The sequence below is a fragment of the Olivibacter sp. CPCC 100613 genome (assembly GCF_036959255.1).
Lineage (GTDB): Bacteria > Bacteroidota > Bacteroidia > Sphingobacteriales > Sphingobacteriaceae > Olivibacter.
On record NZ_JAWMTI010000005.1, the window covers coordinates 439,816 to 453,607 of the forward strand.

Annotated in this window: 9 protein-coding genes; 7 read left to right on the forward strand and 2 right to left on the reverse strand. The window is 43.3% G+C overall.

The genetic code is table 11. From position 1 onward, the window contains the following. Window positions 1-3: 3 nt before the first annotated feature. Together RYH73_RS17995 and RYH73_RS18000 are read right to left on the reverse strand one after the other, a co-directional pair. Window positions 4-1,221: a DUF4374 domain-containing protein gene (locus RYH73_RS17995; RefSeq protein ID WP_335314846.1), complete on the reverse strand. Its 1,218-nt coding sequence runs from the start codon at window positions 1,219-1,221 to the stop codon at window positions 4-6. Window positions 1,222-1,234: 13 nt separating this feature from the next. Next, on the reverse strand, window positions 1,235-3,556 hold the full coding sequence (locus RYH73_RS18000) for a TonB-dependent receptor (protein ID WP_335314847.1): 2,322 nt from the start codon (window positions 3,554-3,556) through the stop codon (window positions 1,235-1,237). A gap of 518 nt (window positions 3,557-4,074) precedes the next feature. Here RYH73_RS18000 and RYH73_RS18005 point away from each other — a divergent pair. The 7 genes from RYH73_RS18005 to RYH73_RS18035 all read left to right on the forward strand — a co-directional run bounded on the left by RYH73_RS18005 (window position 4,075) and on the right by RYH73_RS18035 (window position 13,696). Further along, window positions 4,075-4,659, forward strand: coding sequence for an RNA polymerase sigma factor (locus RYH73_RS18005; RefSeq protein WP_335314848.1), 585 nt, complete (start codon window positions 4,075-4,077; stop codon window positions 4,657-4,659). Window positions 4,660-4,721: 62 nt separating this feature from the next. Then, window positions 4,722-5,564 (forward strand): phosphodiester glycosidase family protein, encoded by an 843-nt coding sequence (locus RYH73_RS18010; RefSeq protein ID WP_335314849.1) that lies wholly within the window; start codon window positions 4,722-4,724, stop codon window positions 5,562-5,564. Window positions 5,565-5,646: 82 nt separating this feature from the next. Beyond that, entirely contained in the window at window positions 5,647-6,792 is a 1,146-nt protein-coding gene (locus RYH73_RS18015) for a FecR domain-containing protein (RefSeq protein ID WP_335314850.1), read from the forward strand. Window positions 6,793-7,038: 246 nt separating this feature from the next. Next, complete coding sequence (locus RYH73_RS18020; protein ID WP_335314851.1) at window positions 7,039-10,338, forward strand: TonB-dependent receptor; 3,300 nt, start codon at window positions 7,039-7,041, stop codon at window positions 10,336-10,338. 18 nt (window positions 10,339-10,356) lie between these two features. Beyond that, entirely contained in the window at window positions 10,357-11,637 is a 1,281-nt protein-coding gene (locus RYH73_RS18025) for a RagB/SusD family nutrient uptake outer membrane protein (protein ID WP_335314852.1), read from the forward strand. Window positions 11,638-11,656: 19 nt separating this feature from the next. After that, on the forward strand, window positions 11,657-12,559 hold the full coding sequence (locus tag RYH73_RS18030; protein ID WP_335314853.1) for a phosphodiester glycosidase family protein: 903 nt from the start codon (window positions 11,657-11,659) through the stop codon (window positions 12,557-12,559). Window positions 12,560-12,700: 141 nt separating this feature from the next. Beyond that, on the forward strand, window positions 12,701-13,696 hold the full coding sequence (locus RYH73_RS18035; protein ID WP_335314854.1) for a nucleoside hydrolase: 996 nt from the start codon (window positions 12,701-12,703) through the stop codon (window positions 13,694-13,696). Window positions 13,697-13,792 lie beyond the last annotated feature (96 nt).

Genomic DNA, 13,792 nt, shown 5'->3' on the forward strand with positions numbered 1-13,792 from the left:
TTATTAAGGTAAATATTGGATGGCCGTTAAGCGACCTCCTTCAACTTGTAAACCGCGGGTGGCAGTTGCTGCCCCGGCATCAATCTTGTAAACCCAAGTAGTGCCATCTGCCATATTGAGCCCTAAATAAGCTGTATTTCCATCCTTTGGCGTATAGTTATTGTAGGTTACACTTTCAATCGCAGCCGCCTCAGGCACACCATTGACCGTTTTGAAGCTTTTGTCAGTCACATTGACAATGCCAACATGCTTTCCATCCGCGTAAGCACCTTTTTCTTCTTTAGTTGTAGCCAATACCATAAAAGTATTGTTACCAAGATATAACCAATCGGTAATGTTCATACCACCGCTTGCTTCCTCAAAATTAAAAAAGTACGAAGGGTCGAATTCCTCTCTTTCGGTATCTATTTTTACAATGGCAGACGGTTTGGTCGAGTTGATCGCTTCACCATCAGAGGCAACCGATGATGAAAAACCGTAAAGATCACCCGTTTCTGTCAAAGCCAATCCATCCCTGAAATACCGGCCAATAAAACTGCTGCGATCGCTTTTAATGATTTTCTCTACGCTCATATCAGCATAGTTAAATACAGCAATCCAAGCGCTGTCCGGATAAGCAGTGGCAAATGTTCTGTCTTTGATGGTAAAATAAGGCGCATAAACTTTGTCTCCTACCTGTTTCAGCCAGCTAAAGTGGGCCAATTCGCCATTACCGGTTAATTGCAAGGTGTTGGTCGTACCTTCAGCAGTGATGAGCAAGCTGTTCGTATTTACCTTATACCAGCTCGAAAGCGGTGAAGTCTGATTTCTGGAAATTTTAAATAATAGAAGGTCATCATTTACCGGTTCAAAAGCCTGTACAGTTTCTGTCTGGAAATTGGTAAGCTTATTCAGCTTGCCACCTTGGATATCATAGGCCGTAACGGCTCCGGGATTACCCTGACCATAGAGCATACTGAAAAATTTATTATTATGAGTTACATAATATCGGTAGGTACCATCTTGTTCTATACCGTTACCTGCTGTAGAAATTTTACCTGACTCTAAGCTACCAGCCGTTAATAGATAATCAGCCACCGATTGGGAAGCTGCGGGTGTGACGGTCAAAATGTAATTTCCCGGATTGTCCGGTGTAGGTGTATTATCGTTATCGCTCTTTGAGCAAGAAGCTAAAATGGCCGCTGCCACAAAAGCTGTCATCATAGTTTGTAGTGATTTCATATATTTTATCATTTTATTTATTAAAGAAATAGCGTAAGTTGAGATAAAAGGCCCTTCCGGGTTTTTGCAGACTAAAGTTGTCATAAAGCAGTGCATTGCCGATGTTCCGGCCTTCTACACCAATATTGTACCGCCCGTTCCGGACGCTGTACACAATATTAACATCATGACTTAATTGCTTTGGGATGTCCAATTTATCACCACCCCGACTTGGCCAATACAAGTAAAAAGCGTGTACATACAGCAAATTATAGCCGATGTTTAAGCGATTGCCCATGCCTCCGACGTTACGTAGCGAGACCGATACATCGCTATTACCAAATAAATACGGAATATTGGGCATTTGATCTTTATAAACCGGGCTCACACCGGTGAAACCAGGTTCATATTCCTGCAAATTCTGAAGGTACTGATAGGTAATCGTGGCACCGGCAGACAACCAATCTTTATAGGAATAACGAATTTCTCCATCACCACCAATGGTTCGTACACCTTCCCGGTTATCCGCAATTAACCGTGATTGGTTATTATTTAAACGGTTATAAATAAAATTATCTGCGTGTCGATAAATTGCATTGGCATTCACCATGAATTTGCTGTTTGCATTAACAGCAAAACTGTAACTGATACCCAGGTTAACGTTGTTACTTTTTTCAGGCATTAGATTAGGATTTCCTTCTTGGTTTTCTACGTCTCCAAAGATTTCCTGGGCTTCCGGCAAGCGGTTGGTGAGTTCATAAGAAGCCTTCAGCTGTAAATCCGGTTGCAAAAAATAGGCACCTGCTATGCCATAACCCAGTTTATTGGTTGTTGTTCTGCGAGATCCGCTATGGTTTGTCTGCGTAAGGTATTTACTGAAGATTGAGATACTCCATTTGTCCTTTTCATCGAAGCTGTAGGCCAATCCGAGTACATTTTTCTGCGATTTTTTCTTTTCTTCATTTTCTGAAACTTCCGGATTTAACGGATCCGTTCCCTCACGATTAAAGGTCGTAAACACATTACTCAAGGCGATGGCTTGTTTTTCTCCTATACGGTAATTAAACATCGTGTTGGCAATACCGTTATTGTTCTTGTATTTGTACAAGCTACGCGATCGTTCACCACTTGAGCCATTGGCCTTTCTATTACCGTACCAATCGTAACGCGCGTTTACCGTATCGATATTTCGTTCGGTCCCCAGGTTATAGTTGGCATTCAAGGTTACGTCAAGCCCTTTGATCAGATCGGTTTTTTTATACTTTAAGCTCGGCATCACAATATTACCTCGACGGTGCCAGGCACCGAAGACAGAAACCATTCGCGCACCGGTTTGAATCTCTTTGTAATTTTGCCCGAGCGTAATGCCCAGCAATAATTGATCGGCATAGGGTTTATCAACGACACCTATATTGGTCATTAACGTTTCGTTGTGGTACTTGTCGTGAAAACGACGAACCCAGGTATTGGGACTATAAGCTCCGGTATTGATATCCGCCACATCTACCTTCACTTTATAATCATTATCTGAATAGTTCTGGAACGCGCTTAATTGAAAAGTCAGGCCTCTTTTGCTGGTTATAGCGGCATTGATAACACTGCGATGTGTATTAAATGAACCATAGGAATAAGAGGCGTCGATATAATTGCGTTGACGTTTACCGGTAATAATATTGATCGCCCCTCCTAAAGCGTCAGACCCCAACCAAATGGGTACCACGCCTTTATATACTTCAATCCGTTCAGCAATGTTAATGGGGATATTATTGATCTGAAAGGACGATCCAAAGTTTTCCATTGGAATACCGTCAATAAAATAGCGTACGTGGTTGCCAGAAAAACCATTCAGTGAAAGGTTAAAATTGGAACCAACTCCCCCCGACTCTCGTACACGGATACCGGATACCCGATCCAGTGCGCCTGCCAAATCAAGTGTCGTATTATATAATTGTTTGGCATCTACGGCGGTGACATTGTAGGCCTGTCTGTTACGCTCCTGTACCACTGTTCTTCCGGTTACCGTCGCTGATTCCATGGCGATACTTTCTTCACGCATAATGATGTTGTACTCATTTTCTTTTCCAGCTTCTACCCTAATCTCCTTGTCTTGTGCAGGAAAACCCAAACCACTGATATGAAGGATGTAGTTTCCAGGAGACAGCTTTTTAATGGTAAAGAAACCGGAAGCATTGGACATGGTTCCTATCGACGTGCCTTGCAGTTTTAGACTGAGAGAAGGAATAGGTTCACCGGATTCACTGTGCACATAGCCACGCACAGATCCAAACTTTTGGGCGTAGGTGATCAAACTATAGGCCGAAAATACGACCAATAGCAAAATTTGTTTAAATTGCATCGCTTTATATCACATTAGAGCATCTTCCCATACATTGGGATAGGGCCGTGCAGTTCCCGCTGCACGGTTCCTTTTTTAAGATACGATGGCAAAGATATAATTATTTAGACTAATTCCAAACAGTAATTGCTATTTGTGGAATAGTTGAGCCGTTGAATAGTTTAAAGAGGTTAGGTAGTTTTAGATCAAGCCAAATTTTGTTAAAAACCTTCCCGTTAGGGAACGCTTGCATGCCTTTAAAAACCAAGGAACAATGAAACCATCATGATTTATTCAAACCACACAAGGGTATGAATAAATCTGATAGCTTCATCGCCACTAAAACCGCCGAAGGCAGCATGAATACCTTTAAAAACATGTAAATAATGAATAAACAAATTTAAACGGATGAAAAAAGAACCTAAAAAATAGTGGCAAACAAAAAGAAATATAAAAAACTTTAATTTTTATTAATATTGCCGTAACTATAAACTTGATAGCCTTTTGATAATTTTGGTCCCATTATCTATAGTCTTAGCATGGCAAAGCTGTCTTATAAATCGTATGATGACCGTGAACTACTACAGTTCATGCTATGTGAAGACTATGCCGCTTACCTGGAGATTTATGAGCGTTACTCCCGGCCACTTTATATGCATGCTTGCAAAAAGTTAAACGATCGAGATGAAATCAAAGATCTGTTGCAAGAGGTTTTTGCCGCCCTCTGGCAGAATCGAGCCTCTTTAAGCCCGGCAAGCCCCTTAGCTGCTTACCTCTATGCAACCTTGCGATATCGAATTATCAAATTGATTGCCCATAAAAAAGTTGAATCGCTTTATTTTGAGTCATTGGCAGTAAGTAATGCACACGACAATACAACACCGGACTACCTGGTCAGAGAAAAAGAAATTAGTCAATTGATCGAGAACGAAATCATACAGCTGCCTGAGAAAATGCAAGAAGTCTTTCGCATGAGTAGAGAATCCCACCTATCCCATAAGGAGATTGCCCAAGAGCTGGGGCTCTCAGAGTCAACGGTCAAGAAACATGTCAACAATGCCTTGAAAGTATTACGGCCCAAATTCGGCACCTTACTTTCCCTTGTCTATTTCCTTCTTCCCTAATTTTCATTTTTCTTTTACGCCCAAAGCGTCTGTCGCAGTACTATAACTAGAAACAACGCGACATGAACAAAAAAGTAACACCTATCCTACTCGGCTTTCTATTCCTTAGCCAACTGGTAACATTTGGGCAATCTGCCGATTCCATCGCTGTGGTCAGCAAGGAATGGAAAGCAACACCTATTCAAAAAGGCATCACCTGGAAACAAGGCCATTTTGATAAACTCTTTGAAAGTCAACAGGAAATCAACTTTGTCGAGATCAATTTGAAAAAATACCGCAAAAAAATGAAGCTTGCTGCCGATCCGAAAGAATTAAAAAAGACCTCGCAGTTCGCTTCAGAAGTCGACGCCTTAGTGGCCATCAATGGGGGTTTCTTTGATATGAAAAATGGGGGAGCTTCCGACTATGTAAAAGTAGATCATCAAGTCGTGAATAGGAAGAAAAAGAAGACCGATCGTGTTAATGCGGTGTTGCTAATCAGCAAGAAAGCCATTAAAATCCAAGCTGATTCGGCTATCAACTATGAACAGAGTAAAGTACCCAACATTCTCCTTTCCGGGCCCCTGTTGATCCAACGGGGGCTAGACGCCACGCTCGCAGATAATGCCTTTAACAAGAACCGTCATCCACGCAGCGCCATAGCGATCACCGGTAAAAAAAAGCTAATCCTTCTCGTAGTGGACGGCCGAAATAAACTAGCAGCTGGTATGAACTTGAGCGAATTGACGCAAACATTACGCTGGCTCGGTGCCAAACAAGCCATGAACTTAGACGGCGGGGGGAGTAGCACACTCTATATAAAGGGAGCCACGGAAAATAGCATTGTTAATTATCCATGTGATAACAAACAGTTTGATCATGAAGGACAACGCTCGGTAGCCAATATTATCTACCTAAAAGAATAAACTCATTTTTTTTTCATTTTCATTTACGCCCAAAGAGACGTACAGGGTACTATCTATACAAAGGCGAAAATATCGAATACGCATGGCGGAGCAGGAAGATATCAGAAAATTGTTGAAACGTTACCTCGCGGGTGAATGTACCCCCGAAGAGCGCACGCGCGTGGAACAATGGTACAGTGAGTTGGATATACGGATGGAGAAACCTGCTGAAGAAGTAGTAGAGGCTGATCTTGCCGAAATTCGAAACCGTCTGGCACCACCGCCGCTTCGTCGAACAAAGTTGTGGTATCGCTATGCGGCCGCGGTGGTCGCAGTGTTTGTGATAGCGATCGCTGCGTACAAACTTAACCCAACAGAAGGCCTGAAAAACAGGGAGCATGCTGAGATCATTTCAAATCCGCAGGATATCGCGCCAGGTGGAAACAGGGCTGTCCTTAAATTGGCTGATGGCAGTGAAATAACGCTCAATAGCAGTCCGAACGGAGAAATTGCGCAAGAAGGTGCCCATGCTATTTATAAAAATACCGATGGCGAACTGATCTATCAGTTAGCGAATACAGATCGAAACAGCGCAGAAGATCCCGTATTTAATACCTTACAAACACCGCGGGGCGGCCAATATCATTTAGTACTCCCCGATAGTACAAAAGTATGGTTGAACGCTTCATCTAAGCTTACCTATACCCTTAACAGTCCGACAAAAGAACGGCTGGTAAAATTAGAAGGGGAGGCCTATTTCGAAGTGACAAAAAATCCAAATCGACCCTTTCGGGTGGAATCCAAAGGACAGGTGGTGGAGGTTTTAGGTACAGCTTTCAATATCAATAGTTATTCCGATGAATCAGCCGTAAAAACCACCTTAGTAGATGGGGCCGTGAGAGTTGCGGGAACGACGAAACGGGAGTCGGTGGTCCTTCAACCTGGCCAGCAAGCGGTTCTCGATCGACATAATCGCCTATCGATAAAGCCAACAGACCTCATGGCTGCAATTGCATGGAAGCATGGTAAATTCAGTTTCAAACAAGCGGATATTGGTGTCGTGATGCGACAATTATCCCGCTGGTATGATGTAGAGGTCGTTTTTAAGGGTAAAAAACCAAATATCATGTTATCCGGCGAAGTTTACCGCAATACGCATGCGTCCAAGGTTTTGGAAATCCTATCCTTCTACAATTTAACGTGTCGAATAGAGACGGTCAATGGTGTCAAACAGATTATTATTCAATAAAAATAAAGAACAGATGTTTAACAAAAAAATAAAACAATGGAACCATAAGCAACCCAGAAGGGCTTCATAAAAAGCGTCTTCTGATGGCAGTCAGAAGACGCAAACATTTGAGCCAATGATTCGAAGAACTTTTAAACATTAAATTAAAACTCAAACCTTACAAAGTTAATGAAATTAGTATTTCATGCAACGGCTACGTCTTTACGATGGCCGCCCCCTCACAAACTTAATCATTTGAAATTCATCATGAGATTTCAATTTATTGTCGGTTTACTCCTTTCGATATTTATCCAAGTCAGCGCATCGACCTATGCGCAAAAGGTGTCATTGAATGTCAAGGATATGCCTTTAGATCAGGTATTCAAATTGGTAGAGAATCAAACGGCCTATGTATTTCTCTATGACGATCCAAGTTTCACCAACCGGAAAGTTAGCCTTGCCCTACAGCAAGCACCGATAGAAAAAGTATTGGAAGCATGCCTAAAGAATCTACCCATCTCCTACAAAATTGTTGATCGTAACATTCTTTTTAAACGAGATCAAAGCAAGATCAATAACGATCCCGGCATTTTTCAACCAGCTACTATTCATGGACAGGTAAGAGATTCTGTTGGCAATCCGCTGGCAGGTGCCAGTATTCTTGTGAAAGGTACATCCCGCGGTGCAACCACGGATGGCGAAGGAACGTTTCAGCTAACCGTTAGCCAGGGTGATGTATTAATTTTTAGTTTGATCGGATATCAAAAACAAGAACTTACCATCGCTGGACAAAGTCGACTGGAAATTGTATTAAAAATAGATCTGTCGGATTTGGACGAGGTCGTCGTCATTGGTTATGGTCAGCAGAAGAAGCGTGACCTTACAGCAGCAGTTTCTTCTTTCAAACCGACCGAAGAAAATGCAAGACCCGCCTTAAGCCCTGATCAGCTTATTCAAGGCCGCATGCCAGGTGTACAGGTAAGTGCAGGCTCGGGTAGCCCGGGTACAGTAAATCGGGTATCTATTCGCGGTATCGGATCCTTAAGTGCTACGAATGAACCATTGTATGTCATTGACGGTGTACCAGTTGTCAATCAAAATGCGGCCCTTATCAATTTCGGAGAAAACATGAACCCATTGGCATTGCTGAACCCGAGCGATATCGAATCGGTCGAAGTCCTCAAAGATGCCGCTTCTGCTGCCATTTATGGAAGTCGTGCTACCAATGGAGTGATCCTCATCACCACAAAGTCCGGCAAAGCAAACCAGACAAAATTCGGTGTGGATGCTTTCACAGGAGTATCCATTGTACCGAATACAGACAAAATGAAAATGGCAGATCCAGATCTTTACCTTTCGGTCATCAATGAAGCCATCGATAATTTTAACACGCAATATAACTACACCCCGGGTGCAACCAATTATATGGAACATAAGGAAAACCCCTTCCCGGGTGAACCGGGAACCGATTGGTTTGACCTCATCACGCGTCCCGCAAATACCACCAGCGTGTCCCTATCCTTCACGGGTGGTACGGAAAAAACCAATGTATATTTATCAGGTAATTACCTAAGTCAGGAAGGGGCATTTATCGATCAAAAATTCACCCGCTACACCGGTAAATTGAACTTAACGCATAAACTTTATAGTTGGCTCGAATTCGGTGCAAATACCAGCTATAGCTATTCAAAAAACAAGCGTGTACCAGGATCGAATCTTGGTACCACCATGATGGGACGTTCCATCCTTCAGCGTCCTTTTGACCGTCCCTTTAAGCCCAATAGCGATTATTACCTCGGCGGAACGGATGAACTGATCTACCATAATCCCTTTCAGATCATCAACGAACAAAATGTATCCCTGGATAACTATCGTTTTTTGGGTTCGTTCTTTGGTACAGCGCGCATTACTGATGGACTGAAATTTAAAACGATGTTAGGTACTGACCTCACCTATACACTCGATAATATCTACTATGCGGAGAATCATCCCTATGGTACAGGAATCGGTGTAAAATATGATAATCGCCGTTTCACGCCCAATATCTTGTGGGAAAACACGCTGAATTACAATAAAACATTCGATAAGCTTAATGTGGAGGGGCTACTTGGCTATTCTTATCAGAAAATTAACTTGTCAAGTTCCAATATCGAGGGAAGCGGTTTCCCTTCGCCTTCCTTTCAACAGCTTTCAGTAGCCGCCTCCATCCTTTCAGCAGGTACTACGTTAACGGAAAGCGCCTTGATGTCCATCTTCGGCCGATCGAATCTCTCGTGGGATGACAAATATTTACTCAGCTTATCTTTACGGGCTGATGGTTCATCTAAATTCCATCCTGATAAACGTTGGGGGTATTTCCCTTCTGTGTCGGCGGGTTGGAATATTTCCAGTGAACCCTTTTGGTCACTCGCCGGAACAACCGCTAAAATTCGGGGCAGTTATGGCGAAACGGGTAACCAGGATGGGATTAGCAGCTATGCTTACCACGCACAAATGAGCGGCGGCCGCAACTATAATAACCAAAGCGGTATTGGGGTAAGTACCAATGGTAACAGCGATCTGACCTGGGAAACCGCGCGGCAGTATGGGGCAGGTTTAGATCTTGGTTTATTCGGTGGCAAATTGAATCTGACGGTTGATTATTTTATGAAGAAAACGGATAATTTATTGTATAGCAAACCAGAACCTGCTACCTCTGGATTTACTTCTATCATCAGCAACATTGGCTCGATGGAAAATAGGGGTTGGGAATTTCTACTGAACGCACAGGTACCTTTGGGGCCCGTACAATGGTCATCTGATTTCAATATCTCTTTTATAAAGAACAAGCTAACCTCCTTAATTGGTGACGAAGCCTTATTGATCGGTGCGAACATGACCTTACAAGTTGGACAAGAAGTGGGTAGTTTTTATATGTACAAACAACTGGGCATTTACCAGTCGGACGAAGAGGTACCCGAATCGCTCTATAAAAACGGTGTCCGCGCAGGTGATGTGATTTACGAGGACCTGGATGGCAATGGCGCCATTAATGTATCCGACCGACAGGTTGTAGGTACTGCCAACCCTGATTTCTATGGTGGATGGAACAATAGCTTTTCTTATAAGAATTTTGACTTCAGCATTTTCTTTACCTATTCTTATGGCAGCAAGGTTTATGCAAGCTACCGCGTCAATACGGATCGTTTAGGAAGCGGCTTTATGAACATGACCGAAAAAGTGGCAAACGAACGTTGGACAGGCCCCGGTAGCAGTAATACCACACCACGTGCTATTTATGGCAGTACTTGGAATACCCAAAACTCTTCTCGCTTCTTAGAAGATGGCTCGTATTTACGTTTACGGGCTTTAAACCTTGGATACACCTTACCTACACGAATAGCCAACAAAATTGGCATGCAGCGTTTGCGTGTCTATGTTCAAGGGGATAATCTTTATCTCTGGACGAAATACCGCGGCTTCGATCCCGAAGTAACAGATAATTTCGACCCACAATTTATCGGACAAGACAACCTGATCTTACCGCAGCTACGAAGCTTCAATGTGGGTGTTAATATTGGATTTTAATGAAGAAAAAATTGAACCATGCATAAAACAACTGCAATCACCAACATCACGGCATGTCTGATGTTGCTATTCTTATCTTCCTGTACTAAACTCGATTTCTATCCGCACACCTCGGTGGCCCCCGAAACGGTAAGTGAACGGGATCTGGATGCTTTATTGAATGGCATGTATAATGCTGTGCAAAACAATCAGGGAAGAGAGTCTTATATTATGTTCGACTTAGTGGGCGGCAACCTCATCAACGCCTCAGGTGGAAGCGAGCTGGCTTTTATCCGCAACATTATGCGTACCGATTATAATTTGGTCAACAATAATTGGAGCGGTTTATACCAGTCACTATATCAAGTCAACAACGTATTAAACATTTTGTCTTCACTACCCGAATCAGATAAGCGCACACGAATGGAAGGAACTGCTCACTTCTTTCGCGCCTATATCTACTATAATTTGGTGACCCGTTGGGGTGATGTTCCTTTAATCTTGGAAAACACCACAGAACGTGTATCACGTGATGCTTCCGCTCTCGTCTGGGGTCAAATCGAAGCAGACCTAACGATTGCATTGGCAAAAGCACCCACCTTTGAAGGTGATTATTACTACGTATCGCAACAAGCTGCAAAAGCCTTATTGGCCCGCGTATTCTTAGGGCAAAACAAATTAGCAGAAGCAGCACAAGTAGCAGAAGAATTAATTAATACAGGCGATTTTGCGCTGGATCGATTCGATAAAATATTCAGGCATACCGAGAATACGGAAGAGATTTTTTCCTTCAAGAACCTGACGGAAGAATCCAGTATTACTTTGAGTACACTTTTTTACACCTATGCACATGATGTAAGCGGTTCTTATGTTTATAAACCGACTGATGCCGTAATGAATCTGTTTGAAGAGGGCGACAACCGCCGGGATATGAGCATTGCTACAGTGAGTTCGTTGAATGTAATCGATAAATATCCCAGTGGCCAAACCGGAACAGATCCTATTCCGATTATTCGATTGGGTGAAATGTATCTGATCGCAGCCGAAGGAAAGGGCCTAGCTGGATTGCCACGGCTGAACGAATTAAGGGCCGCAAGAAATCTACCGGCTATAAATTTTTCAAGCGAGGCCGATTATCAAGAAGCTGTAGCCCTAGAACGACGACGAGAATTGTTGGCCGAAGGCTTCCGTTGGTTTGATTTAGTGCGTACCGGTAAAGCCGTAGAAGCGCTTGGAATTGAGGACTATCGAACGAAGTTTCCGATACCCGATTATGAGCGTGAAGTGAACCCGAATCTTACACAAAATGAAGGCTACTAACCTTTAATAGCAAAAAAACATGAAACAATCTTTCTTTTGGTTTATCCTCGTATTTATCTTGCTCACCGGTTGCGACAAAGAGGACACCGGAGCCATAAAAACATTAGATGACAATCGCAGCGAGCTCACCCTTCGTTTGCAGGAAAATAGCTCCCTGATTCATCGCGTATATACCGATACCACGCTTGAGTTACATCCCGGTGTAACGGAGACGGACATCCACTATCAAGATGTAAACGGCCATACCATGCGCATATTTATATTGGAGGCCGATATGAACAAAACTGATATTGGGCTCCATCCCTTAACACCCAATGGAGCAGCGGCCTATGGACGCCAGACCATTCCTGATATGGTAAACTATGTCAATCCGAATCAACGGGTCCTTTTTGCTTGTAATGCTGACTTTTTCAATGCCACCAGCGGTGAGCCACGTAGTATAGTCTATTTATCCGGACAAGCCGTTCGAACGACCATTCCCGCAGGCTGGACTTTTTTCGGTATCAGCAAATCAGGTCAGCTTCTGATGGGTGATGGTGCTTATTATGAGGCACATCAGGCAGACATCCTCCATGCTCTTGGCGGTCATCAGACTTTGGTAAAAGCGGGTGAGCCGGTCAGTCATACCGACGATTCGGTTGAACCCCGCACCGCTGTAGGATTTACAGACGACCATAAATTATACTTTGTCGTGGTGGATGGGCGGAAGTACGATTACTCCTATGGCATTAACTTCACTGAGCTGGGCCAGCTAATGCACGCTTTGGGTGCAAAGGAATCGATCAATCTGGATGGAGGAGGGTCCTCTACCTTCCTTATCAACAACCCATCAAGCTCGTCGTATGAGATCAGAAACCGCCCCTCCGATGGAACGCCAAGGGCCGTCGCAAATGGCTGGGCTCTTGTCGCTACCGGGAATTAGTTGTTGGTTACTAGTTATGAGTTGCCGGTTGTGGGTTCTGAGAAGAAACGCTCATAGAAAAAAACCTACTTAACGCCTCAACTATTCAACTATTTAACTACTTAACGGATTTTTTTATTTTTAAAACAAAGAAAACCAACCATGAAGAAGTTAATTTATATGCTCACCATGTGGGCACTACTTGGCAATATGCAGGTAAATGCGCAGGAAAAAACGACTGCAATCCCGAAATTGATTTTCGACACCGATATGGGACCGGATTACGATGATGTGGGCGCGATTGCTATTTTGCACAACTTGGCTGCTAAAGGCGAATGCGAAATACTGGCCACCGTGGCCAGTGATCGTCACGTCTCCATCGCACCGACCATCGATTTATTTAATCGCTATTTTAAGAAACCCGATATCCCTGTCGGAATTGCCGCGGCTGATGCGCCCGATATGGAGGCAGGCAATCATTGGAATGATTCGCTGATCAACCGATTCGACCCCTCCTTGCAAGGGAAGCAATATCCGTCAGCGGTTACAGTTTATCGAAAAGTATTAGCCTCGCAGGCAGATCATAGTATAACGATTATAACCGTTGGCTTTCTGTCGAACCTGAAGGCGCTATTACAATCAAAATCCGATCAATATTCTTCGCTTAATGGCACCGAATTAGTGAAGCAAAAGGTAAAGAAGTTGGTAGCCATGGCTGGTGGTTTTCCTTCCGGATTCGAATTTAATGTAAACAAAGACCCCGCTGCGTCCTATGCCGTTTTTCAGCATTGGCCAAGCCCCATTCTGTTCAGTGGCTTTGAAATTGGCAAAGAGCTTTTTACCGGTGGCCGCGTAGCCGAGAAGGAGGCCAACCATAATCCCGTCGCCTGGGCCTATGCTTATAACTTGCAAACCTATACAAAAGAAGGAGAAAAAAATCGTCCATCTTGGGATCAAACAGCTGTATTATGCGCCATCCGAAATCCAGAAGATTACTTTCAGGTGAAAGGACCGGGACAATTTGTTGTTGATAAAAAAGGGAATAATCATTGGAATCCCGATGGAAAAGCTCAACATTATTTCCTGGCACATAAATATCCATACGATGAAATCGCCAAAACGATAGAAGCATTAATGATGGATGGAATGGAGAAGTGAATTGGTCAAATTTAGTTATTGGTTAATAGTTATCTGTTATTGGTTGTGCCTACTGGTAAGCAGGGGTTGCCGGTTACCGGATGTGCGTGATGAAAT

Excerpts from the sequence above, each read along its gene's own strand:
- RYH73_RS18020 (WP_335314851.1), top strand. The coding sequence starts at position 7,039 with ATGAGATTTCAATTTATTGTCGGTTTACTCCTTTCGATATTTATCCAA.
- RYH73_RS18000 (WP_335314847.1), bottom strand. The coding sequence starts at position 3,556 with ATGCAATTTAAACAAATTTTGCTATTGGTCGTATTTTCGGCCTATAGT.
- RYH73_RS18010 (WP_335314849.1), top strand. The coding sequence starts at position 4,722 with ATGAACAAAAAAGTAACACCTATCCTACTCGGCTTTCTATTCCTTAGC.
- RYH73_RS18025 (WP_335314852.1), top strand. The coding sequence starts at position 10,357 with ATGCATAAAACAACTGCAATCACCAACATCACGGCATGTCTGATGTTG.
- RYH73_RS18030 (WP_335314853.1), top strand. The coding sequence starts at position 11,657 with ATGAAACAATCTTTCTTTTGGTTTATCCTCGTATTTATCTTGCTCACC.
- RYH73_RS17995 (WP_335314846.1), bottom strand. The coding sequence starts at position 1,221 with ATGAAATCACTACAAACTATGATGACAGCTTTTGTGGCAGCGGCCATT.
- RYH73_RS18015 (WP_335314850.1), top strand. The coding sequence starts at position 5,647 with ATGGCGGAGCAGGAAGATATCAGAAAATTGTTGAAACGTTACCTCGCG.
- RYH73_RS18005 (WP_335314848.1), top strand. The coding sequence starts at position 4,075 with ATGGCAAAGCTGTCTTATAAATCGTATGATGACCGTGAACTACTACAG.
- RYH73_RS18035 (WP_335314854.1), top strand. The coding sequence starts at position 12,701 with ATGAAGAAGTTAATTTATATGCTCACCATGTGGGCACTACTTGGCAAT.